Source organism: Vibrio sp. QJM3NY_21 (assembly GCF_057785975.1).
On record NZ_CM173514.1, the window covers coordinates 566,969 to 585,202 of the forward strand.

12 protein-coding genes are annotated in these 18,234 nt (G+C 43.3%); 11 read left to right on the plus strand and 1 reads right to left on the minus strand.

Annotated features, from left to right (window positions below):
* Positions 1-52: 52 nt before the first annotated feature.
* The 5 genes from AC3CID_RS18250 (at position 53) to AC3CID_RS18270 (ending at position 7,701) form a co-directional block, all read left to right on the plus strand.
* Complete coding sequence (locus AC3CID_RS18250; RefSeq protein WP_488527993.1) at positions 53-1,504, plus strand: TolC family protein; 1,452 nt, start codon at positions 53-55, stop codon at positions 1,502-1,504.
* Between the two features lie 3 nt (positions 1,505-1,507).
* Positions 1,508-3,250: an efflux RND transporter periplasmic adaptor subunit gene (locus tag AC3CID_RS18255; protein WP_488527847.1), complete on the plus strand. Its 1,743-nt coding sequence runs from the start codon at positions 1,508-1,510 to the stop codon at positions 3,248-3,250.
* Positions 3,247-6,390 carry an efflux RND transporter permease subunit gene (locus tag AC3CID_RS18260; RefSeq protein ID WP_488527848.1) on the plus strand — a complete coding sequence of 1,048 codons (3,144 nt, stop codon included), beginning with the start codon at positions 3,247-3,249 and terminating at the stop codon, positions 6,388-6,390. The genes AC3CID_RS18255 and AC3CID_RS18260 overlap by 4 nt, the downstream gene beginning before the upstream one ends.
* A gap of 107 nt (positions 6,391-6,497) precedes the next feature.
* Positions 6,498-7,103, plus strand: a complete 606-nt coding sequence (gene copI / locus AC3CID_RS18265; RefSeq protein ID WP_016785334.1) for a copper-resistant cuproprotein CopI — start codon at positions 6,498-6,500, stop codon at positions 7,101-7,103.
* A gap of 112 nt (positions 7,104-7,215) precedes the next feature.
* Positions 7,216-7,701: a hypothetical protein gene (locus AC3CID_RS18270; RefSeq protein WP_016792688.1), complete on the plus strand. Its 486-nt coding sequence runs from the start codon at positions 7,216-7,218 to the stop codon at positions 7,699-7,701.
* A 161-nt stretch (positions 7,702-7,862) separates the two neighbouring features.
* On the opposite strand, the gene AC3CID_RS18275 is transcribed toward AC3CID_RS18270, so the two are convergent.
* Positions 7,863-8,120, minus strand: coding sequence for a hypothetical protein (locus AC3CID_RS18275; protein WP_016788617.1), 258 nt, complete (start codon positions 8,118-8,120; stop codon positions 7,863-7,865).
* Positions 8,121-8,419: 299 nt separating this feature from the next.
* Here AC3CID_RS18275 and AC3CID_RS18280 point away from each other — a divergent pair, with 299 nt between their 5' ends.
* From AC3CID_RS18280 to tnpB, 6 genes are all read left to right on the plus strand, one after another.
* Positions 8,420-10,705 (plus strand): glycoside hydrolase family 9 protein, encoded by a 2,286-nt coding sequence (locus tag AC3CID_RS18280; RefSeq protein ID WP_488527849.1) that lies wholly within the window; start codon positions 8,420-8,422, stop codon positions 10,703-10,705.
* Between the two features lie 405 nt (positions 10,706-11,110).
* Positions 11,111-11,689, plus strand: coding sequence for a hypothetical protein (locus AC3CID_RS18285; RefSeq protein WP_488527850.1), 579 nt, complete (start codon positions 11,111-11,113; stop codon positions 11,687-11,689).
* Positions 11,682-13,916 (plus strand): integrase, encoded by a 2,235-nt coding sequence (locus AC3CID_RS18290; RefSeq protein WP_488527851.1) that lies wholly within the window; start codon positions 11,682-11,684, stop codon positions 13,914-13,916. Before AC3CID_RS18285 ends, AC3CID_RS18290 begins: the two co-directional genes overlap by 8 nt.
* Complete coding sequence (locus tag AC3CID_RS18295) at positions 13,907-16,894, plus strand: tyrosine-type recombinase/integrase (protein WP_488527852.1); 2,988 nt, start codon at positions 13,907-13,909, stop codon at positions 16,892-16,894. Before AC3CID_RS18290 ends, AC3CID_RS18295 begins: the two co-directional genes overlap by 10 nt.
* A 597-nt stretch (positions 16,895-17,491) precedes the next feature.
* Positions 17,492-17,845 carry an IS66 family insertion sequence element accessory protein TnpA gene (tnpA, locus tag AC3CID_RS18300; RefSeq protein WP_488527853.1) on the plus strand — a complete coding sequence of 118 codons (354 nt, stop codon included), beginning with the start codon at positions 17,492-17,494 and terminating at the stop codon, positions 17,843-17,845.
* Positions 17,842-18,198, plus strand: coding sequence for an IS66 family insertion sequence element accessory protein TnpB (gene tnpB / locus AC3CID_RS18305; RefSeq protein ID WP_488527854.1), 357 nt, complete (start codon positions 17,842-17,844; stop codon positions 18,196-18,198). Before tnpA ends, tnpB begins: the two co-directional genes overlap by 4 nt.
* The last annotated feature ends 36 nt before the right edge of the window (positions 18,199-18,234 follow it).

The window sequence follows — 18,234 nt, forward strand, 5'->3', positions numbered from 1 at the left end:
CCAATCTTTTATATGCGTTATTTAATGCTAGATATGGACATTCATTGTGAATATAAAACCAACAACCTCTGTGTTTGTAATGAACACGAGCTTAGTGGTTGCTGCTGCCTTGCCTATGGCCTTGTTTTCAAGTGCTACGCTCGCGGCTACCACTGCGTCAGCTTCAAATGCTCAACACATTTCAGCACATGACCAAGCAAGCTCGACGCAGCAACTCAATACTCTGATTGAGATTGCGTTAAGCGAAGATGGAAATCGCAAACAGTACTTTGCTCAGTCTCAAGCGATGCGAGAAACGGCCATTGCCAACGCGACCTTAATGGATCCGAAATTGAAAGTCGGATTTGGCGGACTGCCAGTCGATAGCTTCCAGTTTGATCAAGACCCAATGACCAATATTTCGGTCGGTCTAATGCAGCAATTTGAGCGTGGCGATACGCTGGATCTTCAGCAGAAAAAAGCAGGTCAGCAAGCAAATGGGCTCGCTCTGCAAGTTCAGGCTCGGGAGCTTACCGTTGCTAACAGCATGACGCAGCTTTGGCTTGAGTTAGGTTATCAGCAAAAGGCTGAGTCGGTGATTCGTCAAAATCGTCGTTTGTTGGTTGAGCTTGAAAACTATGTGCAGACCAATTACTCGATTGGTAAAAGTGAAGCACAAGATCTGCTTAATGCTCAGCTTCAAGTCAGCAAGCTTGATGAGAAACTGCAAGCCAATCAGCAAGTTCAACGCCGTCTAATCTCCCAGCTTTCTGAATGGTTGGGGGCTGATTGGCTAGGCTCTCAAGTTTTTGATTCTCAGGGCGTTCTGAATGCAACCAACCAAATTGATTGGTCGTTGTTGGAAAGCAAATTAGCGACCAATATCGATTCAACCAAGCACTATCAACTGTTGACGGATCATCCGCTCGTTAAGATCACAGATGCGACTATCTCATCAAATCAAACTCAAGTTGAGTTAGCCGAGCAAGCGTATACGCCACAGTTTGGTGTGGAAGTGATGTATGCCCATCGACAAGCGAACAACATGGCTGGCGAACCTGCCTCTGATCTTGTCAGTGCTTATCTAACGGTCGACATCCCTCTGTTTACGGGCAACCGACAAGACAAGAATTTGTCGGCGGCTCAGTATCAAGTTGGTGCAGCTAAATCCCAAAAAGACACCTTACTTTCCCAAATGAACGCGCAAGTGAATGCATTGCTGGTGGACAGATCAAATCTGATCCAGCGATTAGATCGCTATCAAACGTCCTTACTTCCTCAAACCGCAGCGCGAATCAGCGCGGTTGAAAGGGGCTATCAAAACAATACCGCTCAGTTTAACGATGTCATTGCAGCAACGGCGGATGAACTAGCACTCCGGCTTGAACAGCAACGCCTAATCACTGATCTCAACATCGTAAATAGCAAACTGGCCTCACTGGTCAGTGGTTTTGACTACCAAGTTAAGCAACCGCAACTCAATCCCACCGTAACTCAAAACAACAGCCAATCAGTAAAGGAATAGACAATGAATACAGTAAAAGTAGCGACTATCGCTTTGTTGGTCGGTGGTGCATTGGGTTTTGGTGTGAATCACTTTGTCATTGGGTCAGCACATAACATGTCAGCAATGGCTACGAGTACAGACGCCGAAGTAAGTAAACAAACCAAGGATGAGCCTCTGTACTGGGTGGCTCCGATGGACCCAAATTATCAGCGTGATAAGCCAGGTCAATCGCCAATGGGGATGGATCTTATCCCGGTGTATGCTGACGATGTGAACGACGGAGCCAAAGATAAGCCCGGAACCGTGTTTATTGATTCGTCGGTAGAAAATAATCTGGGTGTCAAAACAGCAACAGTTAACTTTGAAGCGTTGTCTCCTCGGATTGAAACCGTGGGTTATGTGGCGTTTGATGAAAGTACATTGTGGCAAACCAACGTAAGAGCAACTGGCTGGGTTGAGAAGCTTTATATCAATGCTGTCGGTGAGAAGGTCAATAAGGGCGATGTGTTGTTCACACTTTATTCTCCAGAGCTGGTTAAGGCACAAGAAGAGTTACTTAGTGCTTATAAAACGGGTCGCAAAGGGTTGGTCAAGGGCTCCACTGAACGCTTGGTTACCTTAGGTGTCGATAAAGCGCAGATACGATCCATCGCTCGTAAAGGGAAAGCCTCGCAAACCATTGAAATCAAAGCGCCAGCCGATGGTGTTATAGCAAGTTTGAATATCCGAGAAGGTGGTTATCTTTCACCTGCACAAGCGGTGATCAGTGCAGGGCCTCTAAATGAAGTGTGGGTTGATGCTGAAGTGTTTGAGCGCCAAGCTCACTGGATCTCATCGGGCAGTAATGCGGTGATGACGCTAGATGCCATTCCTGGCAAAGAGTGGTTGGGTAATGTCGACTACGTTTACCCAATCCTTGACCCAAAAACGCGAACCTTGCGCGTTCGTTTAAAGTTCTCCAATCCAAATGGCGAGCTTAAGCCAAATATGTTCGCCAATATTGCGTTGAAGCCAATCAGTGATGATGCAGTGCTCACCATACCAAGATCATCTGTTATTCATTCCGGTGGCATGACTCGAGTGGTGTTGTCCGAAGGAGAGGGCAAATACCGTTCAGCACGCATTGAAGTAGGGCGTGAAGCTGGCGATAAGATCGAGGTGTTGCAAGGGCTTGAACAAGGTGAACATATCGTGACTTCTGCGCACTTTATGTTGGACTCTGAATCGAGCCAATCGGCTGATCTGTCACGTATCAATGGTGTTGAGGAAGAAGCTGAAACCGTATGGGCAAACGGTGAAATTTTCGATGTTATGAAAGGCAGTCGCATGGTGACGATTAACCATCAGCCTGTTCCTGAATGGGATTGGCCGGGCATGGTGATGAATTTCACCTTTGCGGAAGGCTTGGATATGAGTGACGTGCAACGTGGTAAGGCGATTGATTTTGAGATGAGAAAGACAGAGTCAGGGCAGTACGAGGTTGTTGATTACAAGGTCAACAAACACAAGATCGCTGGCGAAGTTTGGGTAACAGGTGACATCACTATGTTGATGGCAGATTTTGGCATGATCACCGTAAAACATCAGCCAGTCCCTGAGTGGAATTGGAAAGCGGGTGAGATGAACTTCCAAGTAAGTGATGACCTTGATTTATCCGAGTTTACCGAGGGTCAAAGCATTCGGTTTCTAGTGGCGAAGCAGGGTTCTGATTATGTGCTCAAATCTCTCGAACCGACGAATAGCACGGGAGAGGACGAACTATGATCAATGCAATCATTCGCTGGTCTATTAGCAACCGCTTCTTAGTGCTGGTTGCCACTGTAGCCATCGTATTTGGCGGCTTATACAGCGTTAAAAATACGCCCGTCGATGCCATTCCTGATTTGTCAGATGTCCAGGTGATCATCAAAACCAGCTATCCGGGGCAAGCGCCTCAAGTAGTCGACGATCAGGTGACCTATCCGCTCACAACGGCGATGTTAGCCGTACCGGGTGCAGAAACGGTTCGTGGCTATTCGTTCTTTGGTGATTCCTATGTATATATCATCTTCAACGACGATACCGATATGTACTGGGCGCGTTCTCGCGTGTTGGAATATCTCAGCCAAGTGGCTCCTAACTTGCCATCAAGTGCCAAGCCAACATTAGGGCCTGATGCCACTGGTGTGGGCTGGGTTTACAGCTACGTGTTGCAAGATAAAACCGGCCAGCATGATTTAGCGGAACTTCGCAGCTTGCAAGATTGGTTCTTGAAGTATGAATTGCAAACCGTAGAAGGCGTGTCTGAAGTGGCGACCGTTGGCGGCATGGTGAAGCAGTACCAAGTACAGATTGATCCTGCCAAGTTACGTGCATATGACCTGACGCTTCAGCAAGTCAACAAGGCAATCCAAGATGGTAATCAAGAAACAGGAGCGTCTGTTGTTGAGATTGCCGAAGCCGAACACATGGTTCGTACGACCGGTTACCTGACAAGCATCGAAGACATTCAATCTCTGCCGTTAAAAGTGACCGACAAAGGTACTCCGCTGCTATTAGGTGACATTGCTGACATTAACCTTGGCCCGCAAATGCGTCGTGGTATCTCTGAACTCAATGGTGAGGGCGAAGCGGTTGGCGGCGTTATCGTGATGCGCTTTGGTGAAAATGCCAGTGAAGTGATCGACTCGGTTAAATCCAAACTCGCTGAACTGCAAGCGGGCTTACCTGATGGTGTCGAGATTGTCGCGACTTATGACCGTTCAACTTTGATTGATTCAGCCGTTGAAAACCTATGGAAGAAGCTGGCTGAAGAGTTCATCGTGGTTGCGATCGTGTGTGCGCTGTTTCTGTTCCATATCCGTTCGTCGTTGGTTATCGCTCTAAGTCTGCCTGTCGGTATCTTGGGTGCATTCATTGTGATGCATTGGCAGGGTATTAACGCCAATATCATGTCTCTTGGAGGGATTGCGATTGCGATTGGCGCCATGGTAGATGGTGCCATAGTAATGATCGAGAACGTTCATAAACACATTGAACGGACTCCGCTCACTGACAAAAACCGTTGGCAGGTGATTGGTAAGGCAGCAGAAGAAGTTGGCGCACCGCTGTTCTTCTCGCTGATCATCATTACCTTGAGCTTTGTGCCTGTGTTCGCGTTAGAAGGACAAGAAGGCAAGATGTTCTCGCCACTTGCGTTTACCAAGACGTATGCGATGGCCGCAGCAGCTGGTTTGGCTATCACGCTTGTGCCTGTGCTAATGGGTTACTTCATTCGCGGCAACGTGCTACCTGAACACAAAAACCCGGTGAACCGCAGCCTAGTGGCGATGTACAAGCCGCTTCTAAACCTCAGCCTAAAATATCCAAAGGTGATGATTGTTATCGCACTTGGCTTAATGGCGTCTGCCTATTACCCAACCAGTAAGCTTGGTAGCGAGTTCATTCCTCCTTTGGACGAAGGGGATTTGATGTACATGCCAACCACGTATCCGGGTATCTCAATAGGTAAGGCTCGTGAGTTGTTGCAACAAACCAACAAGCTCATCAAAACCATTCCAGAAGTCGAAACCACATGGGGCAAAATTGGTCGAGCAGAGACGGCAACCGATCCTGCACCGTTAACCATGATTGAAACTGTGATTCAGCTTAAACCGCGAGATGAGTGGCGTGACGGTGTCACTACGGAGTCGCTGCGTAAAGAGTTTGATGATCTGATTCAGTTCCCCGGTTTAACCAATGCTTGGGTTATGCCAATCAAAACCCGTATCGACATGTTAGCGACTGGTATTAAAACCCCCATTGGTATCAAAATCGCAGGCCCGGATCTGAGCGTGATTGAAGATATTGGTTCGCAACTTGAACCTATCTTGAATGGTGTCAGTGGTACGGCTTCTGTGTATGCCGAACGTGTGGCTGGTGGTCGTTATGTGACGATAGATATCAAACGTCGCTCGGCTGCGCGATATGGCTTGAGCATTAAAGAAGTGCAACAGGTTATTTCGACTGCGGTTGGTGGCATGAATGTGGGCGAAACCGTTGAGGGGCTAGAACGTTATCCAATCAATGTCCGTTACCCACAAAGCTATCGTGATTCTGTCGTTAAGTTGCAGAACTTGCCATTGGTGACACCAAACGGAGCTCGTATTGCACTGTCTGATGTCGCGGATATTCGTTATGAAGATGGCCCACCGATGATCAAAACGGAGAACGCACGCCCTAACGGTTGGGTGTTCGTGGACATTGATGGTCGTGATTTAGGTTCTTACGTGGCTGAAGCGCAAAAAGTCGTTGCCGAACAAGTTGTATTACCGGCGGGTTACTCGCTCGCTTGGTCTGGTCAATACGAATACATGGAGCGTGCGAAGGAGCGTTTGAGTGTCGTTGTGCCGATCACCATCGCCATCATCATGTTGTTGCTCTACCTAAGCTTCCGCCGCGTCGGTGAAGTGATGATGATCATGGCAACACTTCCTTTGGCTATGGTGGGCGGACTGTGGTTGATGCATTTCCTAAATTACAACTTCTCGATTGCGGTGGGTGTTGGCTTTATTGCACTTGCAGGCGTTGCGGTCGAGATAGGCGTGATCATGTTGGTTTATCTCAACCAAGCGTGGCACTACAAAAAGCTCGATGCAGAACAAAACCAACAAACGCTTCAACAAGCTGATCTAACAGATGCCATTAGAGAAGGCGCAGGACTGCGTGTGCGCCCTGTGATGATGACGGTTCTTACGGTGATCATTGGTCTCATTCCAATTATGTATGGCGAGGGTACTGGTTCGGAAGTGATGCAACGAATTGCCGCGCCGATGATAGGCGGAATGGCTTCTGCGCTGTTGCTTACCCTACTGGTGTTGCCTGCAATCTTTAAGCTCTGGAAACAGCGTGAGATTACGCACAGCCAAAGCGAGACAAACAAATAAAGTCTTGATTATTAGCCCTTACTTGCCAAAACAAAAGTAGGTAAGAGTGCACCACATGAACATGTGAAACTAACAAATAAATAACTGAATTAATCTAAGGAACGATCATGAAAAAGACACTAATTGCTATAGCTCTAACACTGACTACAGCAACCGCGTTTGCTGCAATGGACCATTCAGCTGGTGACCAATCAAATATGGATCAATCAGGTATGGATCATTCGATGATGAAGAGCGGAGAAATGGATCATTCAAAAATGGATCACAGTATGATGACGAGTGGAAAGATGGACCATTCAAAGATGATGAATATGGATGGAATGATGGACATGGAAGGTATGTCAGAAGTTGGGATGCCAGCTAAAGGCGCGAAGCCCGATAAAGTGGTTCATGTGCTGCTAAGTGATGATATGAAAATCACATTTAAAAACAAGGTCGATATAGAGCCAAATGACGTAGTGCAGTTTGTTGTGATGAATACCGGCAAGATTGATCACGAATTCTCGATTGGCTCTGCTTCAGAGCAATTGGAGCATCGTGAAATGATGAAAAATATGGGGAATCACGCCCATGATTCGGGTAGCACAGTTACAGTTGAGCCGGGTAAAGCGAAGCAATTACTGTGGCATTTTCATGGTGATAATAACGTAGAGTTCGCGTGCAATATTCCTGGTCACGCTGAAGCGGGTATGGTCAAAGCATTAACGCTATAAGGTGATACACAAGCCATATCTAGTTCAAAGGGATGAGTGCTAGGTATGGCTACCTTGTTTTAGTGCTATTTAGGTATTAGCTTTAAAAGACTATAGGAATAGGAGTTTAAGGATGAATAAGACAGTTCTAGTACTTGCAGTAACGGGTGCTTTGATAACGTGGTCGACCCACAGTATTGCTGCTAAACCTGAGTGGGCTGGTAAAGGTAAGCCCGATTTAGAAGAAGTAAAAACATTCGCTGAGGCAAAAAAAGTTGAAGGCGAAATGGATGATCGTGAGAAGCAGCTTGATTCGATGATCGAAGAGAAAAAGAAGAAAGCGAAAAAAAGTAAGAACAAAAAAGATAAGCAGAAGTTAGATAAAGAGCTTGATGATTTAGAAGACGAGAAAGAAGCCCTCGAAGAGAGTAAAGAGAAGCTCAAAGATAAGAAAGAGAAGCTTAAAGATGATATGGATAAGGACGAAGAAAAGTCGGGATTAGAAAAGCAGAAAGACAAAAAAGCGGAACAAGAGCGTAAAGAAGAGGGGAAAGGTTCAGAAAAAGGCCAACAGCAGCGTGAGGAAAACAGCAAAAAATGGTGGAACTTCTGGGAGTAATGCGAGGGTCTTACATCACCAATTCATTTCAACCTATCAGTACAGCTTTGTGTAACGGATAAGTCATTGGTTAAACGCTGTGACCAGTTAAAGATAAGTCTCAACCTGTTCAGGAATACATGAACTAACTTGTATTGGCTGAGGCTTATCTGTAGCTAGAATCACTGTAGCAAGATAGAAGTTTCAAGCAGATGATGAGCTTCGCCACTGAGGTGTGGTAGCTCTGACATGATCTTCTTAAGCTTGTCGTCGATCGATTCCACTTCATTCAAAGAACGAAACGCAAGCACGGCCTGTTCTGGTTCGCTGCTCACATAACCTTTCAACGTATTAAGCTGAATCTTGTTCGCATTTTCAACTTTTGACAGTGCGACATTGATTGCTTCGATGTTTATTGTTAACTCATTGCTTTTAAACATTTTTAATTATTTTTGGTTGTTGCTAATGCGTGCACATTAACACAACTGTTTTTTCGGATATTGACCAAGATTATTAAACCCACACTTTTATGAAATCTGAGTTTAATTGAGAAGCACTAGCACAATATCGTTTTGTCTATCCATGCAATTGATTCATGAGCTTGTTCCTTAGTGTTAAACATGACAAGAAATCATAATATTTATTTTTACGAGTCTATTTTTTGCGAATGTTAACTCTCTATTATTGAATCTATTTCGCTAGTTTCCTTGGAGATATGAAACATCTTTAAGGAATAATGATGCAAAAAGGAACGTTATCTCTCGCGGTTGTCATGATTTTATCTTCTGGAGTAACTTATGCAGAAGAGCAGATTAGGAATAGTCACTTTAAAGGCAATATGGATGGTTGGTGGAATGCTGGCGCCAACATAGCAACAGAAAGTAATGAAGCGTGTATTGATATTAAAAACCCAGGGAAAAATTCTTGGGATATTATTTTAGGCCATAGCGGTATTGGCTTAGAGCAAGGTCAGAAATATCAGGTATCGTTCGATGCATATGCAAATATTGATACTGAGATGAAAGCCTTGATCCAACATGAAGGGCCTCCTTATACGCATTATTTTCTAAGTGACGTGGGTATATCAACAGACAAGCAAAGCTATACGTTTGATTTTGTACACGAACTTGATAGTGACGCCGATACAGAATTCCAGTTTCAATTAGGCGCACAGAAAGCAGGTGTCATCTGTGTTGATAACGTTTCTGTTGTAGGTAAGCCATTTGTAAAAGTAGCGACTAAGATGCCAATTCGAGCTAACCAAGTTGGCTTCTTACCTCAATCCGATAAATTTGTCTTCGTTGAAAATACCTCGACGACACCTTTGAAATGGACATTAGTATCTCATTCCGGGATCAGCCTTGATCTCGGTAAAACTGAAGTATTCGGCCTGAATAAAGCGTCGGGTGAGCACATTCACCGAGTTAATCTTTCAAACTATACAGACACAATGAAAGGTTTAACGATCGAAGTCGGCGATGATGTCAGTTATCCGTTCGATATTCGAAACGATGTTTATAGTAAGTTGAAGCTCGATGCTTTGTCTTACTTCTATCAAAATCGTAGCGGCATTGAAATAAAGCCAGAGTTCGTTCAACGTGAGGATCTTGCGAGGCCCGGTGGCCACATGTCCGATACTGCAACATGCTTTGATAAAGTCGATAGTTGGGGAAATAAATGGCCTGGCTGCGACCTGACGATTGATGCGACTGGTGGTTGGTATGATGCAGGCGATCATGGTAAATATACGGTGAACAGTGGCATCTCAACATGGACACTTCTGAACTTATACGAGCGAAGCCAGTTCCTAGAAAACAAATCGCTTCCTTTTTCAGAGAGCAAAGTAAAAATCCCTGAAGCAACCAATGGCGTTAACCCGCTGTTGTCTGAAGCTCGCTGGAACATAGAGTTCATGTTAGCGATGCAAGTTGATTCTGACACGCCTATCGCCGTTCCTGTTGGTAATCAGTCTGCGAGTAAAAACCTCAAACTTACCGAAATTAACGCGAGAGGGCTGGCATTCCACAAGATCGCAGATGAGTCTTGGACTGGCATGCCATTACCACCGCACAAAGATACTCAGAAACGCTATGTTGGTTACCCTACGACAGCGGCCTCATTGAATTTGGCCGCCATTGGTGCTCAGTGCGCACGTATTTGGAAAGATATCGACAGCGACTTCTCACAGTTATGTTTGGATTCAGCGACCAAAGCATGGAACGCCGCAAATCAACATCAAGATATCTATGCTTACGACAACTTCACCGGTTCTGGGCCGTATGATGATATCGAATTGAGTGATGAGCGATACTGGGCTGGGGCCGAGCTCTTTATCACAACCAATGATGAGGTTTACAAAAAAGTATTGATTGATTCCCCGCACTATCTTGAAGTGCCGAAGGGGAACATCAATGCAGATGGTGACATGTATTGGCAGTATATAGCGCCTGCGGGCACCGTGAGTTTAGCCGTGGTACCTAATTCATTAGACAACCAAGTTATTGAACAAGCACGTAAGAACATCATTAAAACGGCAGAATCTTATACCAAGCAAGTTGCCAATGAAGGCTACAACATCCCTTATACCGTCGAAGAGTATTCGTGGGGCTCAAACTCCAACCTTGTAAACCGTAGTATCTTTTTGATTTACGCTCACGATTTTTCTAATGATGTTCGATACATCAAAGCGGCGGCTAGTGCGATGGATTATATCCTCGGAGGTAACCCGATGAATATCTCTTATGTTACTGGTTATGGAACGAAACCTGCTGAGAATCCTCATCATCGATTCTGGGCTTACGCTGCTGATGAAAGTTCACCAAAACCAGCGCCGGGTGCGTTAATTGGAGGCCCAAATTCGGTAAGTTTTAGTGATCCTATTGCCGCTGTGATGAAAGGCAAGTGTGTTGGACAAACGTGTTACCGCGATAATATTGGAGCTTGGACGTTGAACGAGATAACCATCAACTGGAATGCGCCGCTAGTATGGGTTACTTCTGCTTTAGATGAAGGGCAGCTTGATTGAGGTAACCAATTAAATTAAGAATATTCAAAGAGTAATATCATTTGGTATTGCTCTTTTTTAATACAAAAAATCACACAATGAAGTGCGCAGTTTTAATTATTTTAGGCTTTGAAGCTAAGAGGAGATGGTGAATCTAAGGGGTATTGTAACTAAAGAGAATTTGAAACTAAACAGAAGTTGGAGCGTGCAGCGGGAATCGAACCCGCATCATCAGCTTGGAAGGATGATACCCTCTCATATTTTTAGGTCATGAAATCCCTTGATTGACTATATTTCAATGACTTAACAAGCCCTAACTTAGGGCTTTTGTCACAATCTTTACCATTTAGTCTCGTAACTTGTTCAGTTTAGTCCACCTGTAATGTATAGTTTATGTACATTTTTCAATCGAATAGTGAGAGGTGAATGGCTAGAATTTTAACTCAAAGGCAAAAAGAAGGATTAAAATTCTTTATTCATCCAAGTGCAAATACAGCGTTTGAATTTTTTAATCAATGCGAGTTGTTGTTTGATAGAAAAGACTTAGATAGCAAAACGCATGTTTCGTTAAATCTAGGGTTGCCGATTCAAGGTACGATTGACTCCTCAGGGCATCTCCAAATCGTATCCGGGTTTGAATTTGTCAACTTCTCTCTCTCCGAGCTTAATTTAGCTAGTTGTGAAATAATCTTACACAACGACCTATCTGAAGACGAAATTCGTCAAAGATCGTGGCTTGCCGTCATTCGTTCATTGCTTACATCATTAGATACGCAACGTTTAGAGTTGGTAAGAAGAAAGTTGAATACGTGCGCCCCACAACCAATCCTCGACGCTGTATTTGGCAAGAATAAATTGAGTCAAGGTCAGTTAGCTTGCATGGCTCATATGTCTCGTGGCGCCTTAGCTCTCCAATATTCAAAACAACCCGATAACCAAACACTAGCTCCGCAGAGAACATCAATATTAAATCATTTGCTACATAAGGAGCATGACAATGATTGATAAGTTTTATGAACGATATAAAGCAAAAAATATTGATCGTTTTTTTAAACAGCTGCTTCCTTTTGAAGAAATTTCAAACATCGCCCTGGCAAAAGAGGTTCAACGCCTGTGCTCTATTGTTAGTTCTGAATATATACAAGAATTTGATGAAATTGATCTATTGCTCCAACACACGGCTACATTGGCAAATAAAGAGTCTTCCCAACCTTTGAGCTATATCTATAAAACAGTTAACGAGTGTAAAAAAATTGGCGTTCATTTTCTTCCTGTATTCCTTGCTTCAGATATACTTTTAACCTCGTATGACCATTCAAAGTTTGACCAATATAAGGCACTAACACTGCTATGCGTGGCTCGACTTACGTTCATAGGGACTCATCAACCAAAAATCAAAGCGATATGCGACGATGTGCGACTGTTTTCTTTGGGTAAACGGGAAAATATGGCTGCTTATTTACCAAATATTCATGCCCTCAATCTCTCAGAACTCGTACACGAATTTCAAAAGCTCATAGATGAAGAGAACACTTTCCGTCCTCCTGCTCAGATCATCAATCAATTGAACCACTACCGCCGCCCATATGAAGCCAGCTTGAAGTTTAATGAAGGCTTCACACGAAAAGCGATATCTTCAGAGTTCCAAAAAAACGGTAGCTTGCAGGTAGGTGAAGTTAAATTTCTGGATGAAGATAGCAACAACTCATTGGTTGAAATCCAACAACTTCAATCTTCATCCAAGCAACAATACCAATGGCAAAAAGAAGATGACTCCGGAGATGCAATACGTACACTCAATATAGTCACAGATCGCTCAGTCGCCCGAAGTTCCTATGCTGCTGGCGCAATTAATGCACGAGCCATTAAAGCTCGAATCGCAAAAAAAGAGATGTCACTGGCTTGTGATATATCCGTTAGCAGCAATTACGAAGTTGGTGTACTAGTCAATTTTTGTATAGAGCAAGCGATAACAAACTCGCCAAGCTCTGACTCTGCAAAACTATTACTAATTATGCTTGTCACCGGGAATACTTGCGGCCAAGTCAAGAAACTAAAAGCTTTCAGAGTAAAGCCGGACGGCATTATAGGCTTTCAACGCTCTCACTCGCTCCCTTCCCAAAAGCAACGTGCTGAGTTACAGCCCTTGATGGGTCACACACACCATAAATACTGGTTGCCACTACCTAAAGTAATATGTCACCGATTACGTAATTTTAAGTTTAATGGTATTACTGAAAGTGACCTCAAAGACTTACTTCAACATCTCAATAAAGTAAATAATACCCACCTCTCACTCACAAAAGTCTCAGGTTACCTAAGTCAAAAGCTAGCACATTCAAATATCGACCCCACGCTAGTCGCGCTGATCTCAGGAGTTCAAGTAAAAACAATACCATCACTTTACTACCTTCAAACTTTTAACCTTAAAGTCTACCGTGAATATCATCGCTACCTGTCTTTTCTTTCTAGGCTTCATCATGATGATCGCATATTCGTCGACTTCCAACGTGAGCCTGAAGCTATCAAACTTGGGTCACCTCTATATATAGACCCCAACTTACTCAAACACTTATTTGCCGCTTTAGAGAACGAGATTAAGTCAGAAAATAGCTCGATCACTTCAGATCACTACCACAACTTAGTCACTCTTTACACTCAACTTGTTCTCTCGCTGGCTTCAGGGTATCGCCCGGTTACAGGATGGTTCGGCAAGCTAAGCCATATGTCCTTGCTCACTGGGGATTATTGGATATCGGACAAAGAATCCGGAGATGGTGACAATAGCAGAATAGTAACTCTAGGAGCCACTGCCATTCAGACTATGAAGTGCTATCTTCACTATTGTGAGAAGATGTTTATCATATGTGGCAATAAAAATAGACCGTTGAGCCTTCACTATAAGCAAGTGTTAGATGGCAGTGAGCACCTTTTCTTTTATCGAAGAGAAAATGAAATATTGCCCTGCACCCCTTCTATTTATACTGAATTTATTGATAGCGTATTTCCTCTGCAACCTAATTGGGCGCGGCACCATATACGATCAATGCTAACTGAGCACGACGTTGACCCTGCATTGATTTACGCATGGATGGGACATGCTATTCACGGCCAACGATGCTATCACTCTTTCAGCATGCTTTCTCGCTCTATGATGCGTGACATCGCCGATATTATCGATAGACACTTATTAAATCTAGGGGTAGGGGCACGGGTGAACTCATGGATATGATTGGAATAGAGGCAAGATCGAAAAAGCGCTTAAAGCAAACCGAACGCGTACAAGCTAAAGCAAACCAGTTGTTTGAAAAGCAGTTTCCCAACCCAGATCGCGCACCCAGCAATGAGCGTTTTCATGACAAGTGGATGCTCTATCTGACTAATATTGCCGACACATTTGGCGTTCATAAAGACTATCGTAGAGCTTTTAATTTTGCCGTCAAACAGATTCTTATTTATCAAAAAAAGTATAGTTGGAAAGTCACACCACCATCCTATCTTGTCACAGATAAACCACCTAGACAGCTTCGGACACTTGAGTGGACGCAACGCTCTTGGCAAGTGTATGCATTCTATCAAGACTGGTTCGAGCAACTAACATCTAAACCCACTCGTAGCCAACCTCAATCATTTCGAAATGTGGTTCTCTCGTTTATGTTTCATAGCGGCAACTGCTCACCATGTGTCGTTCAGTCTTTCGTTGATGCAATAAGTGACGATAACTACCCCATTCAACAGTGGAACGAGACCGCATTTATATCATTATGCACTGACGATAAGTCATTCAATACGAATATAAAAGTGGAAGGGCAGCACTTAACTCACTTTCATTGCTATTTGCACCCGTTTACCCTCGGGCTCATGCGGATTTGGCACCGTTGGAAAGAGAAAAGTTGGCATGCACCAGAGAACAAGTCGTGTTTAATGAGGACGCTCACCGACAGCGCCCTTTCCATAACGTTTGATCAATTTTGTCACTCTGCTGTATATGTATGTGAGCAACATACAGAAGTGGCTATTAGCCAAGCACTAACAGAGTATCAAATCGGTAAAATAAAGTCGTATAGTGTACCAACCTGTGACATGGTTCGTCTTGCCTATCCTCAAGTAGCACTAGTTGAAAACATCAAAGCACATAACGAGCTCTCAGCGCCTAACGTACTTATACCGAAGAAAAATAACAATGAAAGCGATACCAGCTTTAATACTTATCAAAAACTAAAAGCCTGCTTCTACCCTAAAAATAGAGTTCAAACGTTAAGTAAAAAAGATCTATCAAAAAGTCTAAAAAACTTAACTGACCAAATGAATGCTTACCCATCACTCATCAGTGAACGCATGCTAGTTGACTGGTATCTTCACAAGCTAAATACAACGTGTGGCGTCGCAACCATTAAACGATATCATGCTAATCTATCTCGAAAATGGCTTTATTTGTGTAACCAGAATAGACTTGAAACTCTCGATTCAGACGAACTTGAATCAATTTATCGACACGCAATAGAGAGTCAATCGACTGCAAAATCGCAAAAATACTTTACTGAGCGACTAAAAGATTTGCATTCTTTTGCGGTCACGCATTATGATTTTTCCGAAGTTACAACACAATATTTACACTCTGACCCTACCCAGTCGCACACAAGAGCTGGCTACATTGATGAAGCATTATTTCTCGCGCTCATAGAGGCCATAAATACAGCGCACGACCTCCATGAGAATGATAAGCTCTGCCTGCAAACTATTTGTATTATCGCTTACCGATGTGGCTTACGCATTTCTGAGATAAAAAAACTGAGATTGAAAGATGTCGAGCTATCTCAAATTGGATGGTTATCCATACGATCAAGCTACCTTGGTAAAAACAAAACTGCGAGTAGTTTAAGAAAAGTTCCCCTCCATCCTTTGTTATTAGATTATGAAAAGGAAATCGTAGATCGGTACTTTCATTTAAAATTCGAAGAGCAACCCTCAAAAACAAAGCCGTTCTTCTCTCTTGGCGAAGAAGCAAATCTTCCAATCAATACATTTGAAGTTTCCCACCTTATAGGTGCGCTTCTTAAAACACTATCCTTAAATGATCACTTAGTCTTTCATCATCTGAGACACAGTTGCCTTAGCAAGCTCCAGATCGTTTTAGAGGTTGAGGATTGTGAGTATACTCCTAAGCAGTTAATCCCATACAATCAAAAGCAGCTAAAGAAAATACGAAACACTTTGTTTGGTGCTTCAAAACTAACAGGTTACGCTGTTATCGCTGCATTTGCAGGTCACGAGTCCCCCTCAATGACCTTTATGCACTATTTTCACTTTTCAGATTGGATTGTTGCCCATAATTTACAGCAAGCGAAATACCCACTAGCTAAAAATCAAGCGTGTCATTTAGGGCTGCTCCCTAAAAGTACATTGAATCGTATTAATATTAATGATCTCAATGCTACCTCTAACTCTTACTTGCTGAACAAACTTCATGTTTCATATCTAGCCCCTAAGATTAAAGAAGGCAGAATACCGACGCTATCGTTGGAGAAAACTGAGCATGAGCTCATCTCTATCCCCATTTGCTACCAAGCCTTGACGCTATATTCAGATGGTTTCCAACGAAATGAAATATGTACAAGGTTTCGATTGAAACCAGACACACTCGCTAAGTGGATCGACAACGCCAATAGGGTAAAAAGGCTTTTCATCGAATCGAGAGGAAAGCAATATTCTCGCCACTTTACCAAAGCTCGAACGGATAAACTGCTTCCAGCTCAGCTGAAAACGAGAGAGGAACAATTACGATTGACCCAATATGCTTCAAAGCTTAAAACGGCTTATATCGATAGTTCCAAACGAAGTGCTATCAAATCAGCTGTGATCTATGCGCTGGAGCACACCAGTACATCTCGATCTGGGGTCTATCTTAGCTCACCAGAAGAGTTGGCCGTGTTCATTCAAGCAACTCATCCTTTTATTCCCAAATCACACTGGAGAGCGGCTACCCAATTTATTGAAAAAAGTATTATGCGGGATGAGTGGAAATCAGTGCTAAAAGGGATCACCACATATTCTGAGAGAAAACCTTCAGGAAGAAGCAAAAAGAGTAATGGTGCGGTACGCCTTGAGTTAGTACATCCTAAAAGAACACAAGAGCCAATGGAGAACATCAAACAGTCATCTTCAGCACTTATTTATCTATTTCATATGATGGGGATCATGATGTTGTAAATCACTAGCGAAGCCGAAAGAGAATGTGTTTTGGGGTAAAACAACAAAGTATGTACTGGGCTTTTGGGTAAGTGCCCGATAATTGTAAAGCCTGAAAACAGTCTATCAAGTTCAAATTGAGTCAAGGTAAACACCTCATTTTTTTCTTTTGATGGCCCCGCTTGTACTTGGCTTTTTCGAGGAGTTTATACCATAGGGCGAAGTGATCTGCTCCGGTGATACTGGACACTCACGTAAGCGACTTTTTCCATACTTTTAATAATTCATGTTTTGCTAAATTAGCAATCTTGCTAAAACAGAATTGTCCAGAAACTTGATAGATACGAACCTCATAGACAATTTGGATAGCATGAGACGCTATCACTGCGTTATTACTTAAAATCAGGCAGGAATCACTTACCTCACATAACCTACCTGTTAAGTTCTTAATAAGCATACCTAAGCCCAGAGCTTTGTTCATAACTTTTGAATTTGCCGTTACTTCACTCTCCCGCCATAAGCAACATCAGTATTACTGTAAGCGTCTTTAAATCGACTCATTCAATCCTTTCAATAAACGTCGTAACCTTTAACTTTGATCGTTAAAGGTACTCGAAAATGTCTCAGCATAGATCTCAACAAGAATGGCTACGCCTTGTGCAGAAGTATTACAATAGTGAGCAGTCTACCGCTCAGTTTTGTTTAGAGCACAATCTTCATCCAAAAACGTTTGACAACAACCGTCGAAAACTACAGCACTTAGTCAACCTGCCTAAAAAACGAGAAGATTCACTTTCTGAATTCGTTGTTGTTGAAAAAACAGCCATGCTAAACATCAAAATCGAGCAACGGCCTCCCTCTACGTTACCTACGGAATTACGGCTTGAAGCGGGGGCGTGCTCTCTTCATGTGCCTCGTGATGTAGCACCTCAGTGGCTCGGCCTTCTATTGAAGGAGCTTGCTGTTGTATGAAAATATTCCCTGATATCTCTGTTATCTATCTCCACAAGGCGCCCGTCGATTTTAGAAAGGGCATTAACGGCTTGAGCTTTATCGTTGAACAGAATATGAACCTTAATCCCTTCTCCGAAGCGCTATTCGTCTTCTGTAATCGCACGCGGGATAAGCTCAAAGTTCTCTACTGGCAGCGTAATGGCTTTTGCCTCTGGCAAAAGCGACTCGAAAAAGACAAGTTCGCTTGGCCAAGAAAAATGCCAGGGCAAACACTCTCATTAACGGAAGAGCAGTGGCATTGGTTGCTCGATGGACTCGACATCGAAAAAATGAAACCCCATCAAGTATTGAATTACCAAAGCCTTAACTAAATTAAAAAATATTGCGTATAAGGAACTTTCGCGGGT